At 72.0% G+C, this 20,764-nt stretch carries 20 protein-coding genes; 4 read left to right on the forward strand and 16 right to left on the reverse strand.

Annotated features, from left to right (window positions below; translation table 11 throughout):
- The first annotated feature begins 8 nt into the window (after window positions 1-8).
- Complete coding sequence (locus AC27IY_RS23900; protein ID WP_487179215.1) at window positions 9-2,543, forward strand: DUF262 domain-containing protein; 2,535 nt, start codon at window positions 9-11, stop codon at window positions 2,541-2,543.
- 171 nt (window positions 2,544-2,714) lie between these two features.
- Here the strand turns inward: AC27IY_RS23900 and AC27IY_RS23905 are convergent, their stop codons facing one another.
- On the reverse strand, window positions 2,715-3,620 hold the full coding sequence (locus tag AC27IY_RS23905) for a universal stress protein (RefSeq protein ID WP_487179216.1): 906 nt from the start codon (window positions 3,618-3,620) through the stop codon (window positions 2,715-2,717).
- A gap of 257 nt (window positions 3,621-3,877) precedes the next feature.
- On the opposite strand from AC27IY_RS23905, the gene nhaA reads away from it, so the two are divergent.
- A complete protein-coding gene (gene nhaA, locus AC27IY_RS23910) occupies window positions 3,878-5,170 on the forward strand; it encodes a Na+/H+ antiporter NhaA (RefSeq protein ID WP_487179217.1) in 1,293 nt (430 codons plus the stop codon).
- Between the two features lie 16 nt (window positions 5,171-5,186).
- On the opposite strand, the gene AC27IY_RS23915 is transcribed toward nhaA, so the two are convergent.
- Complete coding sequence (locus AC27IY_RS23915) at window positions 5,187-5,669, reverse strand: DUF2231 domain-containing protein (protein WP_487179218.1); 483 nt, start codon at window positions 5,667-5,669, stop codon at window positions 5,187-5,189.
- Window positions 5,670-5,690: 21 nt separating this feature from the next.
- Window positions 5,691-6,623, reverse strand: a complete 933-nt coding sequence (locus tag AC27IY_RS23920) for a ferritin family protein (protein WP_487179219.1) — start codon at window positions 6,621-6,623, stop codon at window positions 5,691-5,693.
- A 143-nt stretch (window positions 6,624-6,766) separates the two neighbouring features.
- On the opposite strand from AC27IY_RS23920, the gene AC27IY_RS23925 reads away from it, so the two are divergent.
- Window positions 6,767-7,408 carry a DUF305 domain-containing protein gene (locus tag AC27IY_RS23925; RefSeq protein ID WP_487179220.1) on the forward strand — a complete coding sequence of 214 codons (642 nt, stop codon included), beginning with the start codon at window positions 6,767-6,769 and terminating at the stop codon, window positions 7,406-7,408.
- Between the two features lie 29 nt (window positions 7,409-7,437).
- Here the strand turns inward: AC27IY_RS23925 and AC27IY_RS23930 are convergent, their stop codons facing one another.
- The 13 genes from AC27IY_RS23930 to AC27IY_RS23990 all read right to left on the reverse strand — a co-directional run bounded on the left by AC27IY_RS23930 (window position 7,438) and on the right by AC27IY_RS23990 (window position 19,569).
- Window positions 7,438-8,316: a GerMN domain-containing protein gene (locus AC27IY_RS23930; RefSeq protein WP_487179221.1), complete on the reverse strand. Its 879-nt coding sequence runs from the start codon at window positions 8,314-8,316 to the stop codon at window positions 7,438-7,440.
- A 120-nt stretch (window positions 8,317-8,436) separates the two neighbouring features.
- A complete protein-coding gene (locus AC27IY_RS23935; RefSeq protein WP_487179222.1) occupies window positions 8,437-9,009 on the reverse strand; it encodes a rhodanese-like domain-containing protein in 573 nt (190 codons plus the stop codon).
- A gap of 12 nt (window positions 9,010-9,021) precedes the next feature.
- Window positions 9,022-10,335 (reverse strand): MBL fold metallo-hydrolase, encoded by a 1,314-nt coding sequence (locus AC27IY_RS23940; RefSeq protein ID WP_487179223.1) that lies wholly within the window; start codon window positions 10,333-10,335, stop codon window positions 9,022-9,024.
- A gap of 72 nt (window positions 10,336-10,407) precedes the next feature.
- Window positions 10,408-10,677: a metal-sensitive transcriptional regulator gene (locus tag AC27IY_RS23945; protein ID WP_344204074.1), complete on the reverse strand. Its 270-nt coding sequence runs from the start codon at window positions 10,675-10,677 to the stop codon at window positions 10,408-10,410.
- 7 nt (window positions 10,678-10,684) lie between these two features.
- A complete protein-coding gene (locus tag AC27IY_RS23950) occupies window positions 10,685-11,914 on the reverse strand; it encodes a cytochrome P450 (RefSeq protein ID WP_449944145.1) in 1,230 nt (409 codons plus the stop codon).
- A 63-nt stretch (window positions 11,915-11,977) separates the two neighbouring features.
- Window positions 11,978-12,742, reverse strand: coding sequence for an ABC transporter permease (locus AC27IY_RS23955; RefSeq protein WP_423444762.1), 765 nt, complete (start codon window positions 12,740-12,742; stop codon window positions 11,978-11,980).
- A 9-nt stretch (window positions 12,743-12,751) separates the two neighbouring features.
- Window positions 12,752-13,516, reverse strand: a complete 765-nt coding sequence (locus AC27IY_RS23960) for an ABC transporter ATP-binding protein (RefSeq protein WP_487179224.1) — start codon at window positions 13,514-13,516, stop codon at window positions 12,752-12,754.
- Window positions 13,516-13,914: a DUF1048 domain-containing protein gene (locus AC27IY_RS23965; RefSeq protein ID WP_423444758.1), complete on the reverse strand. Its 399-nt coding sequence runs from the start codon at window positions 13,912-13,914 to the stop codon at window positions 13,516-13,518. Before AC27IY_RS23965 ends, AC27IY_RS23960 begins: the two co-directional genes overlap by 1 nt.
- On the reverse strand, window positions 13,911-14,246 hold the full coding sequence (locus AC27IY_RS23970; RefSeq protein WP_344204064.1) for a PadR family transcriptional regulator: 336 nt from the start codon (window positions 14,244-14,246) through the stop codon (window positions 13,911-13,913). The genes AC27IY_RS23965 and AC27IY_RS23970 overlap by 4 nt, the downstream gene beginning before the upstream one ends.
- A gap of 95 nt (window positions 14,247-14,341) precedes the next feature.
- The gene (locus tag AC27IY_RS23975; RefSeq protein WP_487179225.1) at window positions 14,342-14,566 is read right to left on the reverse strand and encodes a hypothetical protein; all 225 of its coding nucleotides are present in this window, start codon (window positions 14,564-14,566) and stop codon (window positions 14,342-14,344) included.
- 10 nt (window positions 14,567-14,576) lie between these two features.
- Window positions 14,577-16,700 carry a hypothetical protein gene (locus AC27IY_RS23980; RefSeq protein ID WP_487179226.1) on the reverse strand — a complete coding sequence of 708 codons (2,124 nt, stop codon included), beginning with the start codon at window positions 16,698-16,700 and terminating at the stop codon, window positions 14,577-14,579.
- Window positions 16,697-18,277 carry a peroxidase family protein gene (locus tag AC27IY_RS23985; RefSeq protein WP_487179227.1) on the reverse strand — a complete coding sequence of 527 codons (1,581 nt, stop codon included), beginning with the start codon at window positions 18,275-18,277 and terminating at the stop codon, window positions 16,697-16,699. The genes AC27IY_RS23980 and AC27IY_RS23985 overlap by 4 nt, the downstream gene beginning before the upstream one ends.
- Window positions 18,278-18,279: 2 nt before the next feature.
- Complete coding sequence (locus AC27IY_RS23990) at window positions 18,280-19,569, reverse strand: cytochrome P450 (RefSeq protein WP_487179228.1); 1,290 nt, start codon at window positions 19,567-19,569, stop codon at window positions 18,280-18,282.
- A 210-nt stretch (window positions 19,570-19,779) separates the two neighbouring features.
- Between AC27IY_RS23990 and AC27IY_RS23995 the strand changes: the two genes are divergently transcribed.
- On the forward strand, window positions 19,780-20,757 hold the full coding sequence (locus AC27IY_RS23995; protein ID WP_487179229.1) for an acyl-CoA desaturase: 978 nt from the start codon (window positions 19,780-19,782) through the stop codon (window positions 20,755-20,757).
- Window positions 20,758-20,764: the final 7 nt, after the last annotated feature.

Here is a 20,764-nt window from a genome sequence, read left to right on the forward strand (position 1 = left end):
GGGGCGGCATGAAGGCCAACGAAACCACCCTTCGCAAGCTCATCCAGGGCGACCAGCAATTACTGGTCCCCCTCTACCAGCGCCAATACACCTGGGAGCGCCCCCAGCTCACTCAGCTGTGGACGGACATCACCGCCCAGGTCGACGTACTGGCCGAGCAACGGCAGGACGCCCCCAGCCACTTCATGGGATCGGTCGTCCTCGCCCCCGGCCCGGAGCTGGCGCCGAGCCGCTCCCAGTGGATCATCGTGGACGGCCAGCAGCGTCTCACCACTCTGATGCTCGCCCTCTGCGCCATCAGAGATCACCTGGTCGCCGAGGAGCCCAGCGCCCGCGAGCGGATCAACGAGCTGCACCTGATCAACAAGTTCCAGCAGGGCGAGCTGCGCTACCGGCTCCTGCCCACGCAGGGCGACCGGGCGGCGTTCAAAGCGTGCGTGGACGGCGCGTCGGACGGCAGGTCCGACAGTCTGATCGGCAACGCCTACCAGTTCTTCCGCGGCATGCTGAAGGAGTTCGACGACCCGGCCGACCCGCACGACGTCGCGCGCGTGGAGTCGGTGCTGCTGGACCGGCTCAATCTCGTGCAGATCCTGGTGGAGAAGGACGACAACGCGTTCCGCATCTTCGAGTCGATCAACAACACGGGCATGCGGCTCAGCCAGGTGGACCTCATCCGCAACTACGTCTTCATGTGCCTGCCCACCCGTGGTCAGCACGTCTACGACGCGTACTGGAAGCCGATCCAGGACCAGCTGGACGCCAAGGCCATGGAACAACTGATGTACCTGGTGCTGGTCCTGCGGGAGGGTGGCGAGGCCCAGTACAACGCCGTCTACCGGGGGCATCAGCAGCTGCTTCTGACGCTGTCCGGCGACGAGAGCCAGGTCGAGGCGTACGTCCAGGACCTGCACCGTCGCGCGCGGCACCTCAGGCAGATCCTGTTCCCCTCCGAGGACCTGCCGTTCGCCGGACGGCTGCGCTTCCTCAAGGAGTGGCAGGCGTCCACGGCCTACCCGCTGGTGATGCGCCTGCTCGAACTGCGGGAGGACGACCACATCGGCGACGAGGAGGTGGGCGAGGCGCTGACGTACGTCGAGAGCTTCCTCGTGCGCCGCCTGATCGCGGGGGTGACCACGGGCAACCTCAACCGGATCTTCCAACGGCTCGCCGTCCAGCTGGTCGCCGAGGAGGACGTGCCGCAAGCGGTACGAACCGCGCTGTCACCCGCCAGGCTGTACTGGCCTTCGGACGCCCAGCTGCGGGAGGAGATCCGCAGCCGCGCCTTCTACTGGCAAGGCCGTACGGTGCAGCAGAAGCTCATCCTGCGGCGCATCGAGGAGTCGCTGGGCAGCAAGGAGCGGGTGGACCTGGCCGACAAGCGCATCACCATCGAGCACGTCCTGCCGCAGTCCATGACCGCCGACTGGCTGAGCGAGCTCTCCCACGGGGGCGACGACGCCGATCTTCTGCACCGGCAGCTCGTGCACACGCTGGGCAACCTCACGCTCAGCGGCTACAACGCGGAGCTGAGCAACAACTCCTTCGCCGCCAAGCGGCATCAGCTGGGTCAGAGCGGCCTGGTCATGAACCAGGAGATCGCCGCCTGCGAGCGCTGGGGCAAGGCCGAGATCCTGGCCCGCGCCGACCGGCTCGCCGACCGCGCGATCGCCATCTGGCCGGGGCCCGAGGAGTCCGGCCGCGGGAGCGCGGCCTCCCGCGACTGGACACTGCTGCACAGCGCCGTGGCGGCCCTGCCCGCCGCGACCTGGACCTCGTACTCGGACGTCGCCGAGCTGATCGGCTCGCATCCGGTGCCCGTCGGCGTCCATCTGGCGACCGTCCCCGTGCTCAACGCCCACCGGGTCCTCAGCAGGTCCGGGCAGGTCTCCGAGAGTTTCCGCTGGACCGATCCCGACGACGACCGGGACGTCCACGAGGTGCTGCGCGCGGAGGGCATCGTCTTCGACGACGCGGGACGCGCCTCCGCGGACCAGCACATCACCGCCCGCGAGATCGCCGAACTCCTCGGCCTGCCCATCGCCGCGGACCTGGCCGAGACGGAGGCCGCGGGCGACGGGTCCCTGTCGCCACAAGCGCTGACGTCGCTGGAAGAGCGCTTCTTGCACCAGCTCAACGAGGCGAGCGGCCCGCAGGCCGCCGGCGCGGTGCAACGGCTGCTGGAACACTGGCGCTCACGAGGCGGCGAGCTCCAGTACGGCACGTCCGCGAACGCCTCCTGCGCGCCGATCATCAAGGTCGGCGGACAGACCACGAACGTCATCCGCTTCTACGCCAAGACCGCCGAGATCCCCTTCAGGGTGCTGCGCAAACGCAAGCCGTTCGACGACCCGGCACTGCGCGAGGAGCTCCGGCAGCGGCTCAACGACGCACCCGGCGTGGACATCCCCGTCGCCAAGCTGGAGCTGTATCCCTCCATCAAGAACACCCAGTTGGCGAACGTCGCCGTGTTCGACGTCGTCGTCGCGGCGCTCGACTGGTTCATGGCGACGGTGACCGCGTCGGACGAGCAGGAGGGGTGACCGCAGCCCACCCACCCGGCGAAGTGACCTGAGCCGGGTGGCTTGCGGGACGATTCTTCGGAGTGCAACCTGTCACGCTCCGACACGCGGCCCTCCTGCCCGGCCGGCCATCCGTTCCACCGGCGCCGACGGTCCCCGGTTCCTCGCTCCTGGCCACTCGCTCCGCGGAGGTCAGTCCGGTGGGACCCTCGGTCGCAGGACGGACGCCGGGGTCACCGCGACCGGGCATCCGGCTTCGGCCAGTGCGCTCTGCGTGACCGGCCCCAGGAGCAGGCACGAGCGGGACTCGTTCCCCCGGTTGCCGAGCACGAGCAGCGCGGCGTCCTCGGCGGCGGCGAGCAGCGCGCGCTGCGGGCGTTCCGGCACGAACTCGGTGGTCACCGGCACGTCCGGGTGCCGGCCGGCCAGGCGGGTCACGACCTCGCGGAAGCGGTCCTCGGCTCCTCTGCGCAGCGCGTGGGAGTCCACGAAGGGCAGCGGATCCGGCCAGGACGACGATCCGCACTCCGTCCAGCAGCACAGCGCCGTCACGGTGCCGAGGCGCAGCGCGGCCTCGTCCAGGGCGAAGTCCAGGGCCGTACGGCAGGCGGGCGAGCCGTCCAGGCCGGCCACGACCCGGACGGCGCCGGCGGCGGGCGGCCGGAGCTCCGGGCGTACGACGACGACCGGGGTGACGCAGTGGGCGGGCACCTGGACGGCCGCCGACCCCACCCGCAGGTCGTCGAACCCGCCCTGCCCGCGCGATCCCAGCACCGTCAGCTCCGCCTCCCGCCCGACCTCCAGGAGGACCGCGGCGGGGGTGCCCCGCGCGAGGAGCCCCCGCGCGTCCACCTCGGGGGCGAGCTCGCGCGCACGGTGGACGCCCTCGTCCACGACCACCTGCGCCACCTGCTCGATCTGCGCCATCATCTCGGCGGAGACGGGCTTGGTGGCGTACGGCCAGTGCAGGGCATGACAGACCAGCACGGGCAGCCTCCGCAGCCGCGCCTCCTCGACCGCCCAGCGCAGCGCGTGCCGGCTCTCGGTCGAGTCGTCGTAGCCGACCAGGACGGGCCGGCCGGCCTGGCCGTCGTTCACCGCCACCTCCGGGTAGGAACCCTCTGGTCCTGCCTGCCCCGGGGCCGGTGGAGCCAGCCCACGGGAGGGCAAAGGCTCGGCCCGCCGCGCTGGTATCTGAGCCTGGTGCGCCGGGAAGCCCCCGGCGGGCCCGCGTCCGCGTGGCCACGGCACCCGCTGAACCTCGTTGTTTGCCCGTTTTGATACGTTGTTACCAGGTGTGCCGGGAAGTCTGGTCGGCAGGTGATCGACCCGTACCCTCTCACGAGCGGAGACCCATGCCCGGCACCCCGACCCGTAACGCGCCACGCCTGTTCCGCCGGAGCAGCTGGCCCGAGGCGCGCCGCATCGCCGACATCCTGCGCAAGGAGACCATCGGCGGCGCGCTGTTGCTGGCCGCCGCGCTGGCCGCGCTCATCTGGGCCAACTCGCCGTGGGCGCAGACGTACCAGGAGCTGCGCGCGATCGAGGTCGGGCCCGCCGCGCTGCACCTGAACCTCGATCTGGCCACCTGGGCCGCGGACGGCCTGCTGGCGATCTTCTTCTTCGTGGCGGGGCTGGAGCTGAAACGCGAGTTCGTCGCCGGCGACCTGCGCGACCCGTGGCGGGCCGCGGTGCCGGTGGCGGCGGCCTTCGGCGGGGTCGTCGTGCCCGCCCTGGTGTACCTGGCGATCGCGGGTCCGGCGGGGGCGGGGCAGGGGTGGGCGATCCCCACGGCCACCGACATCGCGTTCGCGCTGGCGGTGCTGGCGGTGATCGGCCGCTCCCTGCCGGACGCGCTGCGTACCTTCCTGCTGACCCTGGCCGTGGTGGACGACCTCATCGCCATCGTCGTCATCGCCGTCTTCTACACCTCGCACCTGGCGGTGCTGCCGCTGCTGGGCGCCCTCGTCCCGCTCGCGGTCTTCGGCGCGCTGGTCCAGCGGGGAGTGCGGGCGTGGTGGCTGCTGCTGCCGCCGGCGCTCGCCACCTGGGGGCTGGTGCACGCCTCCGGCGTGCACGCCACCGTGGCCGGGGTGCTGCTGGCGCTGACCGTCCCCGTCCTGTCGCGGAAGAACGGGAACGGACACGGGACGGGGCCGGCCGAGCACTTCGAACACCGGTTCCGGCCGATCTCGGCGGGGATCGCCGTCCCCGTCTTCGCGTTCTTCTCGGCCGGGGTCGCGCTCGGCGGGCTGAGCGGCCTGGCCGGGACGCTGACCGAGCCGGTCGCGGCCGGGATCGTGGCCGGGCTGCTCGTGGGCAAACCGCTCGGCATCCTGGCCGCGACCTGGCTGGTGGCCCGCTTCACCCGCGCCACCCTGGCCGAGGGCCTGGCCTGGATCGACCTGCTGGGACTGGCCGTCCTGGGCGGCATCGGATTCACCGTGTCGCTGCTGATCGGGGAGCTGGCGTTCGGCGCGGCCGGCGCGGAGCCGGTCAAGGTGGCGGTGCTGGCCGGATCGCTCGCCGCCGCGCTTTTCGCGACGGTGATCCTGCGGCTGCGGGCCCGTGCCCACCGGCGCGTCCACGAGGCGGAGAGCGCCGACGCCGACGGCGACGGCGTCCCCGACCTCTACCAGACCTCCTGAACGCCGGCGCGGAACCTCACTTGGTCCAGACGGACTGGGCTCCGCTGTGGCCCGCCCGCACGATGGCGACGGTGCCGCCCACCCCGCCGGCCAGGGCCAGGAGCGCCAGGACGATGATCGCGCCGGCGTGCCACCGCGGTCGCGCGACGGCCCCGTCGGGGGCTGCCGAGCGCCCGCGGCGTCCCCTGAACCGGGTCGCCAGAGAGAGGCCCAGCGCGGCCAGCCAGAGCACGATGACGAACGGCAGCACCTGCTCGCCCTGCTCCTCGTGGGCCTCGATGAGCTCGTTCTCCCCGACCGTGTCCGCCAGCATCTCGCCGCTGCTGATCGCCAGCGGTACGGCGATCAGCGCGATGGTGGCGACGAACAGCACCGCCGGCCACAGCCGGCGGGCCGCCGCGGGCCAGAACGCCATCATGATGGTGCCGAGCGCCGCGAGCGGCAGGCAGACGACGGCCGCGTGCACGACCAGCGGGTGCAAGGGCAGTCCGAAGAACATGTTCCGTTTCCTGTCGAATGGTCAGGACAGCTCGTCCAGCGCCTGCTGGAAGGCGCGGGCGTGTCCGGCCTCGTCCTCGGCGTCGTTCGAGAAGCGCTCGGCCGCCTGGGTGTCGCCCGCCGCCTCGGCGCGCTTGGCGAAGGTCGGATACATGGTCTCGGACTCGTAGCGTTCGCCGGCGACGGCCTTGGTGAGGTTGGCGCGCGTGTCGCCGACCAGCCCGGCGAGCTTGGCCTCACCGGCGAAGTGCTCGTGCAGCTCCACGTCGGCGGTGCCGCGGAACAGTTTCGCCACGGCAGGGTTCTCGGCGTGCTCGGCGTACTGCCGGTACTTGGCGTACGCGAAGGCCTCGCCGTGCAGCGCCTGGTCCAGGGCGGTCCTGGTCCGCTGCGCGCGGACCTCGGGTGGCCCCTGCGGGACCTGCTCCGCCTCGGCCTTCGGCGGTTTCGGCAGCGTGCCCCGGCCGGACTCGACGGCGCGCAGCGCGGCGCCGAACGCCCGCGCGTGCCTGCCTTCGTCGCGGGCGACCTCGGAGAAGCGTGCGGCCGCCCGGCTGTCGCTCCCTGCCTTGGCCTCCTTGGCGAAGCCGGGATACATGGTGCGGGACTCGTAGATCTCCCCGGCCTGCGCGGCGCGCAGGTTCTCGGCGTCGCCGTGCACGAGGCCGGCCAGCGCGGCCGATTCCCTGAAGTGCTCGCCCAGCTCGACGTCGGCGGTGCGCTCGAACAGCCGGGCCACCGACGGCAGGTTCTCCCGCTCGGCCTGGGCCGCGTACAGACGGTAGGAGGCGTTGGCGAACGCCTCACCGCGCATCGACTGGTCGAGATCCTTCTGGGTCTGTGGACTGGGCGGGTCCACCGGTGAGGCGGACGCGGCCAGCGCGCCGCCCATGGGCGTGCTCAGTGCGATGGTGAAAGCGCCGGTGATGAGGGCGCGTGCGGACAAGGTGATCATTTCGACCTCCCCGGCCGGGTACGGATACCTACGGCCATCAGGGGAGGGCTTGCCTGGACCGGGTAGTCGATAACGGTCGATACGGCAAAACCAAGTGAAGGATGAGGGCCCGGGTAGGTGTGGGATCGGCGTCAGGGGGACGCATGAAGCGACGCTGTACGAAGACCGCGATGGCCGCCGGAGCAGTCCTGGCCGCCGTCGCCGTGGGTCCCGGGGGCACGGCGACGGCCCAGGGTCCTTCGTGCCAACCGACCTGCCCGGGAGCCGGCCAGCCGCATCCCGTCACCAGCGAGTATGACTACCTGTCGCAGATGGTGCCGCACCACGAGGACGCCATCACGGCGGCCCGTCAGTTGCGGCGTTCCGAGCGGCCCGAGATGCGGCAGCTCGGGCAGTCCATCGTCACCACGCAGACCGCCGAGGTCGGCGAGATGAAGGGCTGGCTGGAACGGTGGTATCCGAGAAGCCCGGCGCCGAGCCCGCGCGAAACCACGATGCCCGACCTGTCGGGGCTTTCCGGGGATCAGCTCGACCAGACGTTCCTGCGGCACATGATCCCGCACCACATGATGGCGATCATGATGTCGCAGCAGCTCCTCATGCACGGCGAGGCGCGGCATGCCGAGGTCGCCGGCTTCGCCCGCAAGGTGCGCGACGACCAACGGGCGGAGGTCCGGACGATGTGGCGGTACCTGACCCAGTGGTTCGGGGAGCAGAGCCTGCCCTGCTTCCCGCGAGGGCCAGGAATGCCCGGTATGACACCGGGGCCGCGCGGGCCGCACTGACCCGTCGTCCCAGGCCGTGGCCTGCGCGGTCACGGCTCCAGGGACTGCGGGACGGAGTCCGTCGGGCCGTCCGGCTGCTGCGTCGTGCCCGCCGCGTCGTAGATCTTCACCCACTTGACGGACGGGAACTGCTTGAGCGTCGGCCTGATCTGGTCGGCCACGGTGAACGCCGCCCCGCCGCCGGCGACCCGGCCCGTCAGGTAGACCCTGGCGATGCCGTTCCTGATGGTGAGCTTGCTGAAGCCGGTTGCCTTGGAGCTGACGAAACGCAGCCCCTGCGCCTTCTCCGCCTGCGTCGGGCCGGCGAACAGCCGTTGCAGCGCGCCGTACGCGGTGGCGGGCGCGGCGACCGGACGTGACACCGCCGTGGCGTGGCGGCCGGCGTTCATGAAGTAGGCGCGGACCGGCACCGTACGGTAGGGGGTCGCGAGGTCGATGACGACGCGGCTCGGCCCGGTCAGCGTGTGGACCCGGAAGGGCACGCGCCTGGCCAGCCCGGCCCCGAAGGTGAGCGTCGCCTCGAAGTCGCCGGTGTTGACCACCTGGACGACGCCGGGCAGCGCGTACGTCCGGCGCACCGGCCCGTACGTCACGTCGCCGCGCCGGTCATGGCCGGCGGCCTGACCGAAGCGGATCTGCAGCAGCGCGTTTCCCGCGGCGGTCACGGGCTTGCCGGATCCGTCGGCGATCAGCTCGGACACGTACCGGATGTCGCGCTGAGCGGGGACGCGGCCCCGGAACTCGAAGACCAGCCGATCCACGCCCTCGTGGTGTGAGGCGCGGATGCCCACCAGGACGGGTGTGGCTGCCGGCCGCTGGACGGCCTGCGCGGGCGCGGCAAGCAGACCCGTGGCGGCGGCGACCATCGCGGTGGCGATGAGAGGGCGGACCGGGAGCATGGCGATCATCTCTTTCCCCGTGAGTGCTCCTGATCTCAGGGTGCACCAAGACGTCACAGGAAGATACCGGCAAATATCACCCAGGGCGTGCTGCACCAGGTGACCTGCCCGGTCGCGGCGGGCGAGCACTCAACCGCCCGCCCGAGAGGCGCCCAGACGGCTGAGTACGTCGTCGACGTCCACCCCGCCGGCCCGGTTGTAGGGCAGCCTGGCCAGCAGCAGCCCCATGGCGCAGGTGTCGGTGACCGCCGCGAACGTCAGACCCGCCCCCACGAACCCGGCCACCAGCACCACGGCCGGGATCCAGAGGCTCGCCACGACCGAGGCGAGCACGATGCTCCCGGCGACGAGCCGGACCTGGCGCTCCAGGGGCCAGCGGGCCCGGCCCCGGTTGACGGGCAAGCCGGAGGCGATCCAGGCGTTCATGCCGCCGTCCAGGACCACGGCGTCGGACAGCCCGGCGTCGCTGAGCGCCGCGCGGGCACGTTCGGCGCGCCGGCCGGACTGGCAGACGAGCAGCAGCCGGCCGCCCGCGTCGGCGACGATCCGCCGCAGATGCGCGTCGACCTGGTCGAGCGGCAGGTTGACGGCGCCGTCGATGTGCGCCGTGCCGTACTCGGCCGGGGTACGCACGTCCACGACGAGGACGTCAGGGTCGGCCGCGATCAGCGCGCGAGCGGCGGCGGCGTCGATGGAGGACATCGGTGTTCTCTCCTATTTGATCTTCTCAAGGGCGTCGGCGACGCCCGCTCCGGTGAGCGCGACCGGCCGGTAGCCCTGGCCGGCGAGGTACGCGGCGGCGATGGCGGCGCGGCGGCCGGAGGCGCAGGCGACGAGCACCGGCCGCTCCTGGTCGAGCGCGGCGGGGACGCCCCGGGTGAACAGGTCGGGCAGGAAACGCTCGACCGCGCCCGGCAGTCGTGCCTGCTCCCACTCGCTGGGCATCCGCACGTCCAGGAACTGGGCGTCCGGCCGGCGCAGGAGCCGGACGAAGGCGTCGAGGTCCACGAGCCGGTAGGTCTGTGTGGCGTTCTCGCCCAGATCCCGTACGACGCCCTGGACGGTGTCGACGCCGATCCGGGCGAGCTGGGTGACGGCCTCGGCGATCTCCTGGCCGGGCTCGGCGACCAGCGTGATCGGCTCGCCGCGGGGGAGCAGCCAGCCGGTCCAGCTGCCGAAGTCGTCGTCCATCTCGATGCCGTACGAGCCGGGCAGCATGCCCTCGGCCTGGACGTGGCGCGGGCGGAGGTCCACGACCCGGCCGGCGGGCTCGCTGAGCTCGGGCACGCCGGTGGGCGGCATGGGCGGGACGCCGAGCGTGTTGGCCGGGCCCATGTGCCGGTAGAAGGCCGGGACGGGCATCGGATCGGCCAGCAGGGCGTCGGCGAACTCCTCCGGATCGTCGATGGCCAGCAGCGGGTTGTCCGTCAGCTCCGTACCGATGGTGGAGGTCAGGCGGCCCGCGCCGGTCGCCGTGCAGAAGGAGCCTTGGCCGTGGGTGGGGTAGAGGGCGGTGCCGGGCGGCAGCGCGGCCAGCCGGCGCAGCGAGAGGTGCTGCAGACGGGCCAGGGAACGGGCGCGTTCGGGCCCGAGCAGGTCGGGCCGTCCGGCCGAGGCGACCAGCAGGCTGCCGCCGGAGAACAGCGCGACCGGCGCGCCGTCGATGAGCACCAGGTAGCTGGTGTGCTCCGGGGTGTGGCCGGGCGTGTGCACGGGCCGTACGGTCAGGCCGCCGCCGCCGTCGAGGTCCTCCAGGTGGAAGGCGGGCGTGTGCGGGTAGGCGGGGGCCGCGGCGGCGGGCAGCACCAGCTCGGCCCCGGTGCGCTCGGCGGCCTGCCCGGCGCCGGAGACGTAGTCGTTGTGCAGGTGGGTCTCCAGCACGAACCGCAGCTCGACGTCCCGCTCGGCGGCGGCGTCGAGGAAGCGGCCGATGTCGCGCTGCGGATCGACGAGCACCCCTCGGCCGTCGTGGATCAGCAGGTAGGTCTGGTCGCCCAGACCGGGCGTACGGAACGACAGGATGTCCATGGTGTGAAATACCCCCTGGGGTATATGAAGGTCAAAAGGACGCGGCCACGGAGTTCCCGTGGCCGCAGGGTGTCAGGCGAGCGCCAGGAAGAGCTTCTCCAGCTCCGCGACGCTCATGGGCGGCTCGTCGCCGCGCCGCTCGCTGTCCTGGCAGTGCCTCAGGCCGGTGGCGACGATCTTGAAGCCGGCCCGGTCGAGCGCCTTGGAGACGGCCGCGAGCTGGGTGAGGACCTTCGTGCAGTCCTCGCCCGCCTCGATCATCGCGATGACCCCGGCCAGCTGGCCGTGCGCCCGCTTGAGGCGGGTCAGCGCGTCGCCCACCGTGCTCTCGTTCAGCTCCATGCGCCCACTATACCCCGGGGGGTACTGTGGCCGCGTCCCAGGTGACCGGGAGGCTCTTGACCCCGTAGATGTCCGCCGCCTCCGGGCGCAGGGGCACCTCCTCGGCCGGCACGGCCAGGCGGAGCGTGGGGAAGCGGTCGAACAGCGCGGGGAAGGCGACGCGCATCTCGACGCGGGCCAGCTGCTGGCCCAGGCACTGGTGGACGCCGTGGCTGAAGGCCAGGTGGCCGCCGTCCCGCCGGCGCAGGTCGAGGGCGTGGGGGTCGGGGAAGCGCTCGGGGTCGCGGTTGGCGGTGTTGAGGGACAGGATGACCATCGTGCCCGCCTCGATGGTCTGGCCGGCCAGCTCGACGTCTTCCAGGGCGACCCGGAAGAACTGCTTGGCGACGGACAGGTAGCGCAGCAGTTCTTCGACGGCCTGGTCGGTGAGGGCGGGGTCGTCGCGGAGGGCGGCGAGCTGGTCGGGGTTCTGGAGCAGCGCGAAGGTGCCCAGCGCGAGCATGTTGGCGGTGGTGTCGAACCCGGCCGACAGCAGGATCAGGGCCATGCCCTGCAGCTCCTCGTCGGTCAGGTCGCTGTCGAGCAGGTCGCTGAGCACGTCGTCGGTCGGGTTGGCGCGCTTGGCGGCCACCAGCTCGGCGAGATACCGCTGAGTGGCGAGGTAGGCGGCCATCACCTCCTCGTCACTGGCCTCGCCGCCGAGGAACTTGTCCACGTTCTCCTGGAAGAAGGCCCGGTCCTCGTACGGCACGCCGAGCAGCTCGCAGATGACGACGGCGGGGATGGGCTTGGCGAAGGCGGTCACCAGGTCGGCCGCCGGTCCGGCCTGCTCCATGGCGTCCAGGTGCTCGGCGGTGATCTGCTCGACGCGCTCGGTCAGCAGCCGCATCCGGCGGACGGTGAACTTGCCGACCAGGGGCTTGCGGTAGCGGCTGTGCTGCGGCTCGTCCATGAGCAGGAACTCGCCGGGTGGGGCCGGGGGGACCTCGATGTCGCCGAAATCGATGGTCGGGTGGTGTTTCATGAGCTCCCTGCGGGAGCTGAACCGGGGGTCGGCCAGGATCGCGCGGGTCAGGTCGTAACCGGTGACCAGCCAGCCCTGGTGCCCGTCGGGGAAGGGGAAACGGCTGATCGGGCTCCGCGCGCGGGCCTCGATCAGCTCCTCGGGCGGGTCGAAGGGGCAGCCGGGCCGGCGCGTGGTGGGCATCGCGGCGAGGGTGTGGGGGAAGTCGGCCATGATCTCTCCTCGTTCAAGATATGTCGCGTCTGAGGGCATGCGGGTCCTGCGTCGATGGACGTCTCAGGCGATCCTGCGGCGGTAGGTCCTCATGGCGAAGCCGTACGCGACGGCGAGGATCCCGACGCACCAGGCCAGCGCGACCCAGATGTCGTCGCCCACCGGCTGCCCGGCGAACAGGGCGCGGATGGCGTTGACGATCGAGGTCACCGGCTGGTTCTCGGCGAAGACGCGCAGCGGGCCGGGCATGGTGCCGGTGGGCACGAAGGCCGAGCTGAGGAAGGGCAGGAAGATGAGCGGGTAGGAGAACGCGCTCGCGCCCTCCAGCGTCTTGGCGGTGAGACCGGGGATGACGGCGATCCAGGTCAGCGCCAGGGTGAACAGCGTCAGGATGCCCGCCACCGCCAGCCACGCGAGCACTCCCGCCCCCGAGCGGAAGCCCATGAGCAGGGCCACGAGCATCACGACCACGAGCGAGACCAGGTTGGCGACCAGCGAGGTCAGCACGTGCGCCCACAGCACCGACGAGCGCGCGGTCGGCATGGACTGGAAGCGCTCGAAGATGCCGCCCCGCAGGTCCATGAACAGCCGGTACGCGGTGTAGGCGATGCCGGAGGCGACCGTGATGAGCAGGATGCCGGGCAGCATGTAGTTCACGTACGGCGTGCCCGACCCCGTGCTGATCGCGCCGCCGAACACGTACACGAACATCAGCATCATGGCGACCGGCATGATCGCGGTGGTGATGATGGTGTCGGGGCTGCGCGTGATGTGGCGCAGGGACCGCCCCAGCAGGACGGTGGTGTCGCCGAAGAAATGCCTGGCCATCGTGGCTCCTTATGCCTTCGTGCCGACGAGGGAGAGGAAGACGTCCTCAAGGGTCGGCTGCTTTTCGACGTATTCGACCTTGGCGGGCGGCAGCAGCCGCTTGAGCTCGTCGAGGGTGCCGTTGACGATGATGCGGCCCTCGTGCAGGATCGCGATCCGGTCGGCGAGCTGTTCGGCCTCGTCGAGGTACTGCGTGGTCAGCAGCACCGTGGTGCCGCCCGCGGCCAGGTCCTTGACGGCCTGCCAGACCTCGATGCGGGCCTGCGGGTCGAGCCCCGTGGTGGGCTCGTCGAGGAAGATGACCGGCGGGTCGCCGATCAGGCTCATCGCGATGTCGAGGCGGCGGCGCATGCCACCGGAGTACGTCGCCACCCTCCGCCCGCCCGCCTCCGTCAGCGAGAACCGGCGGAGCAACTCGTCGGCGATCCCGCCCGGGTCCTTGAGATGCCGCAGGCGGGCGACCAGCACGAGGTTCTCCCGGCCGGTGAGAATCTCGTCCACGGCGGCGAACTGCCCGGTGAGGCTGATCGACTCGCGCACCTCGGCGGCCTGGGCGACCACGTCGAAGCCGTTGACGCGGGCGGTGCCGGCGTCCGGCTTGAGCAGCGTGGACAGGATCTTCACGGCGGTGGTCTTGCCCGCCCCGTTGGAGCCGAGCAGGGCGAAGATGCTGCCCCGCGCCACGTCGAAGTCGACGCCGCGCAGCACGTGCAGGTCCTTGTAGGACTTCTCCAGGCCGTGCACCTGGATGGCGGGGGGTTGCCGGGTGGTCATCACTGTGTCCTGTCCTGTTCTGCGGCGCGGTCGACGGCGCTGGTGAAGCGCTCGCGCTCGCGTCTCCTGTACTGGCCGAGGGGGTAGTTGGCCATGAACGCCTCGGCGAACTCGATGGGGTCGTCCCCGAAGAGGTCGCGGATCGGGGTGCCGTCGGCCGCGCCCTGCTCGAACAGGTCGGCCGCGTCCTCGTACATCGTCATCGCGCCGGCCCCGTCGGCCGGTCCGAAGTGCATCAGGTAGCGCTCCAGGGCCTCGACCGCGACGCGGTAGTTGTCGGGCAGCTGCTTGACTCGCGCCTTGTACTGCCGCCAGCGCTTCTTCTCCTCCAGCGGTCCGGTGAGGATCTCCAGGTAGTGCAGGTAGCGGCTCTTGGGCTCGCCGGGTTCCGCGGTCATGTCTGCGGGCCTTCCTTGTGAAGTTGTTCGAGCCGTCCGGCGAGGAAGCTCCAGGTCTGCCAGAACTCCTCCAGGTACTCCCGTCCCTGGGCGTTGAGGGAGTAGACCTTGCGCGGCGGCCCCTTCTCCGACGGGACCTTCCGTACGTCGACCAGGCCGCGCTGCTCGACGCGGACCAGCAGGGCGTAGATGGTGCCCTCGGCGATGTCGGAGAAGCCCTGGTCGCGCAGCCAGGCCGTGATCTCGTAGCCGTAGGCGGGCCGGCGGCCCAGGATCGCCAGGACGATGCCCTCCAGCGTTCCCTTGAGCATCTCCGTCACGAGCTTGCCCATGGAAGACCTCCTTCCGGCTACTCCGTATTGCTGACTACTGGTACAAAGTAACACTGACTACCAGTACCTAGCAACACCGAATAGTGGGACCGGGGTCAGGCGCTCGCGTAGCGGCGCAGGTGCTCCGCGGCGGTCTCCAGGTCGGCGGCGGCGGCCGCGCAGGCCGCGAGGTGGGCGGTCACCGACGCGTGCAGCCAGTCCGGCGCCCCGCCGGCGGCCTGCAGCCGGGCCTCGATCGCGCGCAGGCGTTCGGCGCAGGCGGCGAGGGCGCGGGCGTCCGCACGCAGGACTTCGGCGTGCGCGGCGATCTCGGCGGACATGGCTCCTCCGTCAGCGCGGCGGCACCGGGACGGCGGCGTCCCGGAGCGCCTGGCGGGTGGTGGCGGACAGGCACAGCAGCGGGCGGGCGCCGTCGAGCCCCAGCTCGCGGAGCCGGTCGGCCAGCGGGTGGGCCGACCGCGGCGCGACGGTCAGCCGCAGCGACGGCGCCGCGTGCAGCCGGGCCCGGCCGCGGGTCCGTACGCAGGACCGCAGCACGGCGCCGGCCTCGCGGGCGTAGCCGACCAGGCCGGGATCGTTCAGTGGCAGTCCGGGCCCGAGCCGCCCGCGCAGGGTGAGGATCGAATCGGCGGTGACGTGGGCGGACCGGGCTCCGAGCCGGAGCTCCAGGGGCGTCAGGTACGTCTCGCCGCCCCACAGCCGGGGACCGAGGGCGTGGACGACCGGGGTGTCGACGGCGGAGCCGACGAGGAAGCTGCCGGAGCGGCGCAGGTCCGCCGCCCGCAGCAGGTCGAAACCGGCCGGGGAACGGCGGAACGGGCCGGGCACGACGACGCCGACCTGCAGCTCCGCGTAGCCGCCCGCCGTGGTGCGCCGGTTCGCGGCGGCGTGCACGGCGACCAGCGCGCGGCCCGCCACCCGTACGGCGGGCCCGAGCCCGGCGCCCTCCAGCAGCCCGGCCGCCACGGCCGGGTGCGCGGCGAAGTACGCCGTGAGCGCGTCGCCGTCACGGCACCTGATCGGCAGCTCGACGGCCCCTTCGGGACCGTCCACGGCGCGGGTGGGCACGGTCAGGAAGGGGAACCCCTCCGGATCGGGCGCGCGGTCGAACAACAGGTACGCCTGGGACCGCACGACCCGCCCCCGGAACGGCGTGAGCCGCTCGTCGATGTGCTCGCGAGCCTCGGGCAGGTCGTCGGCGAGGTTGGCGCGGTAGTGGTCGATGCCGTGGCAGAGCGGGAACAGGTGGGTGGCGTCGCCGTAGTCGACGACGTACCAGTCGGGGTGCAGGTCGAAGCAGGTGCCGGCGCCCTGCCCGTCGAGGGTGGGGATGATGTCGTGCTGGTTGGTGACGCTGGCCACCCAGGTGCGCGGGTCGGCGGGGCGTTTGAAGTCGACGGGCGAGCCGACGGCGACGGCGTGGGTGACGGTGTGACGGGCGCAGAAGCCGGGGTCCTGCGCCAGGTTCATGATCGCCGCCCCGCCCGCGCTGTGCCCGACGAGCGCCAGCTCCGCGCCCGCGGGCAGCCCGTAGTCGGCGACGGCCTCGGCCAGGGCGCGGCTGTAGGGGCTGCCGGCCAGGACGGCGCTGCTGAACGCGCCCAGCAGGTCCTGGGGCGACTCGCCGTCGGGATGTCCCACGCGCATGCCGGGCGCCTGGAGGACGTGCCGGATCACCCCGTCGGGCCCTTCGACGCTCTGGATGAGGGCCCGCCCGTTGGTGCCGAGCATGCTGATGTTGCCGAGGAAGCCGAGCAGCGACCCCCGCGCGCACAGCCGGGCCGACTCGGCCGCGGTCAGCTCGATCCGGCGCGCGGCCCCTTCGCCGGTGTCGAGGACCGCGATGGCCCGGTTGCTCATCCCCGTGATCGGATCGGCGGTGGCGAAGCCCTTGCCGGTCGCGATGAGCCAGGCGGCGGCGTCGTTGAGCGGGTTCTCGTCCAGCAGCGCGCGCAGCGCGAGGACCTCGCCGAAGACCGGGGCGAGCTGGCTGAGCGCGCGCACCGCGCCACGGTCCTTGAGCAGGGCGCGCAGGGCCCGGACGGCCTCCAGGTCCCGGTCGGCGGCGGCCGCGTCGATGAGCCTGGAGATCATGGGGTCGTCGGTCAGCTCGGGGTGGGCGACCGCCACGGCGGCCACGCGCAGCCGCAGCGACGTGGCCAGCACGCGTACGGCCAGGCTCTCGGCCCCCAGCATCGCGCCGGCCTTGGCGGCCGCGGTGGACAGCCGGCCGCCGCCGGTGAACGCGCACCCGAGGCCTCGGCCGTTCGTCGTGGCCCGCAGCAGCGCGCGGTAGGCGGGCCGGGCCGCCGAGGGCGCGTGCGGCAGGGCGCGCAGCAGCGCGCCGTCGGTGAGCGCGGCGGTGGCGTGGGCCGCCGCGTCCTGGATGGTGAGCGCGACGTCGACCAGCTCGCGGGCCGCGGCGCGCAACTGCCTGGCGTCCTGCCCGGTCACGGCCGGATCCGCCGGGACATGCTGACCAGGCGGGGGGCCGGGTCCTCCGGCGTGTTGCGGCGCAGCACGTCCGACAGCGTGCGCGTGGCGGCGATGACCCGCATGCCCGTGGGGGAGAACGTGGCGGCGTTGAAGATCCGGGGAGCCAGCAGCGGGTTGGTGAGCGCCTGGGAGAAGGCGTCGATGGCGATGATCTTGGTCAGCAGCGGGGGCAGGATCGCGGCGGGGGAGCCGGGTTCCTCGGCGAACAGCCCGACGTACAGGTCCACGTCGTCCACGCCGCGGTAGAGCTCGCGCAGCGCCCCGCTGACCCGCCGGTCGCCGGAGATCTGCTCGAACGTCCGCACGCGGGGGAAGCGGCAGTGCTCGCGGTAGCTGTTGTACGGGGCCAGGTCGAGCGCCCGCGAGTCGGCGATGCTGGCCACGTCGATCTCGCGCAGGACCGGGTCGGTGTTGAACAGGCCGATGCGGCCGGCCCGCTGGCAGGAGGCGTCCTCGAACAGCCGCCCGAGGCCGGGGCCGGGGATCAGCGCGCTGCCGAAGAAGGTCTCGGCCATCGGCAGCTCGCGCCCGCCCACCGCCAGGTGGGACGGGATCAGGCTGTGCCAGCGGTAGACGAGGTTGAACTCCACCGAGGCCCAGTTCTGCCGGTGCCAGGGCGAGCGGTCCAGCCGCGCCGGCAGCTTCGGGTCCAGGGTGAAGCGGAAGTGGTAGGGGGTGATGTGGTTGATGTACTCCTCGACGACCAGTTTGATCAGCAGCACGATGAGGATGTTGCGGGCCGTCTGGAACAGCCGCTCGTCGTCCCAGCGCGGATGTTCCCGGGCGAGCAGCCGCGCCACCCGGTTGTGCTCGCGCAGGAACAGCACCGTGAGCATGGTGAAGCCGATCTGGCCGTTGCCCCGGTCGCTGCCGGTGGCGAACAGCGTGTCGCGCTGCGCGCCGGAGAGCCGGTCGAAGCGGATGACGCTCAGCGGGGCGAACTCCGGCTTGATCGCGCCGTTCTCGCACAGGTAGGGCGGGAACTCGCCGCCGTTGATCAGCTGGCTCTTGAGCAGCCCGCCCTCGAACGTGCGCAGCGCGGCCGTCGCCGTCTCGTTGAGTCCGTACAGCTGGTTGAGGTCGATGTGGTGGTTGGAGCTGTTCTTGCGCGGGTCGCGCGGGATGTTGGTGTCGCCGCGCAGGAAACCGTCGGTGAACCACTGGGCGAAGTACGCGAAGAGCACCGTCGAACGCGGACAGGGGATCATGGACTCGCCACGGGCGAACAGGCCGCCCGCGATCTCGGGAGAGGGCCGGTTCCCCTCGCGGCCGGGGACCGGGGGCAGGTGCCTGCCGCTGTAGGTGCGATCGGTCAGCGAGGCCCACGAGGTGTATCCGGCCATGGTGCTCAGCGGCTCGGGGCGCGGGGGCATCTCGCGGACCGCGGTGTCGATCAGCGAGGCGTTGATCCGGCTCCGGAGCCCCCGGCTGGTCTGCAGGAGCTCCCACAGTGGCCGGCCGTTGGTCAGGGCCAGGAACCTGAGCCGGTTGGCCAGGCCGTCCGTGGCGATGCTGCGTGCTCGGCTGCGCGCCATCGTCAGCCTTCCCTCCCGCCGTCGCCGAAGCCGAGCTCGAAGGCGTCGGGGAAGATCCCGAGCGTGCGCTCGACGCGGCCCGCCGGACGGACGCCGGGACGCAGCAGCAGGCGGCGTACGGTCTCGGCTATCACCGGCAGGGCCACGTGCACGCCGAGACAGGCGTGATGCCCGGAGCCGAAGAACAGCTGATGGTGGCGCGGGCGGTCGAGGCGGAACTCCTCGGGCTCCGGCACCACGTCCGCGTCGAACATGGCGGAAGCCGGCGCCGCGAGCACGAACGTGCCCGCGGGGATGACCGTGCTGCGCGGGGTGCCGGCGGCCAGGACGTGGTCGCGCTCGCACAGCCGGGGGATCAGCTTGAAGAACGGGCTGAACCGCAGCGCCTCCCAGACGTACGGATCGAACCGCTCGGGGTCCCCGGCGGCGGCCGTGGCCTCGGCGACCACGTACGGGCGCAGCAGCAGCTGCTCGACCGCCTCGACCATGGCCCCCGGCGCGCTCTCCACGAAGCCCAGCGGCAGCCCGGCCATGTTGGTCACGATCCGGTCGTCGGTCACGCCCAACCCGGGCGGCAGGGAGGAGCGGACGAGGCGGGCGAAGACGTCGTCGGGAAGGTCACGTCCGTTCCGCAGCGCGGCCCGCTGCTCGGCGAGGCGGTCACGCAGATGGGCGACCAGCTCGGCGCCCGCCGCGACGGACGCGGCCTGGAGGTCGGGATCGCCGAGGAAGTTGGCGAAGCCGTCGGCGACGACGGCCCGCGTCCACCGGCCCAGGGTCTGCGGATCGGGGCCGGGAACGCCGAAGTATCGTGCGCACACGCCGAGGGCGACGGGGCGGAACAGCCCGTGCACCGCTTCGATCCGCCCGTCCGGCCGGGCGGCGTCGAGCAGCTCGTCGGCGAGGCGGCCGGCCAGCTCGCGCACGTCGCCCGCGTCCCTCGGGTCGAGCATGAGCTGCATCAGGCCCTTCTCCCGCCAGTTCATCGGCGTGGCGTCCCTGGCCAGCATGAACGGGGCGCCCAGCGCGGCGTCGAGGCGCGGGCCGAAGGCGCGTACCGAGAAGACCTGCTCGTGGGAGAGCACCTCGACGACGTCGGCGAAGCGGGTCACCACCGTGAAGGCGGGGGTGACGAAGACGGGACGCTGCTCGCGCAGCTCGGCGAACAGGCTCCGCCAGTCGGTGCGCATCCACTCCCGGACCAGGCCGAACGCGGCCATCGGGTCCCTGGCCAGCGCCTCCTCGTATCTCTCCAGATGGCCGCCCGTGGTCGCCTGCTCGACAGAACCCATTCCGTGGACCTTTCCGCCTGGTTTCGGAGCGTACCGTGATGATCACGTTGTGCAATCACAATCTAGATCACCCCTTTTCTTCATGGCAGCCGAGTCCACGGTTTTGCTTCCTCACGGTAATCATCCCGTTACTCTCAGGGCATTGCCGCACGCCATGGGCGTCGCCGTTGAATAAGGAGCCCGCTCGTCCTGAACCGCCCGGGAGGAAACGTGACCTCACCCATGCCGCGGCCGGCCACGGCGGAGACGGTGACGGTCACCACCGGCCGCCGCCTCGCCTATCTGGTCGTCCTGGTGCTCCTGCCCGTGGTGCTGCTGGCCCTCGCGGTGCCGGCCGCCTGGGGCTGGGGCGTCGGCCCTCGCGACCTGGTCATCGCGGTCGTGATGTACCTGGTGAGCATCTTCGGGATCGCCATCGGCTACCACCGCCTCTTCACCCACCGCGCCTTCAAGGCCAACCGGGCGCTCAGGATCGCGCTCATGCTGGCCGGCGGCATGGCCGTCGAGGGCCCGCTCACGCTGTGGGCCGCCGAGCACCGCCGCCACCACAAGTACGCCGACCGCGAAGGCGACCCGCACTCGCCGTGGCGCTACGGCGACAGCGGCCTCGCGCTCCTGCGAGGCATGCTGCACGCCCACATCGGCTGGTTCTACACGGCCCAGCGCCGCTCCAGCCGCCGGCACTGGGTGCCCGACCTGCTGAACGACCCGGACGTGCGGCGTTTCGACGGCGCCTACCCGGCGGTCGTCCTCCTGTCGTTCGCGCTCCCGGCCGCCGCCGGCGGGCTGTGGTCGATGTCGTGGGCGGGCGCGTGGAGCGCGCTCCTGTGGGGCGGCCTGATCCGCTACGCCGTGGTGCACCACGTCACCTGGTCGGTCAACTCGATCGCCCACACCTTCGGCGATCGCCCGTTCCGCACCAGGGACCGTTCGTCGAACGTGTGGTGGGTGGCGATGCTGACGCTCGGCGAAGGCTGGCACAACTGGCACCACGTGGAGCCGACCTGCGCCCGGCACGGCGTGCTCAGGGGCCAGCTCGACCCCAGCGCGCGGCTGATCCGCTGGTTCGAGCGGGCGGGCTGGGCCCACGGCGTGCGCTGGCCGAGCGCCGACCGGCTGACGACCCTCCGCGCCGGCCGCGCTCCCGGCGTCCCGGAGGCGGCCCCACCGCCGGGCGCCTGGCCGTGACAACCCC

The sequence above is a fragment of the Nonomuraea sp. B208 genome (assembly GCF_057536035.1).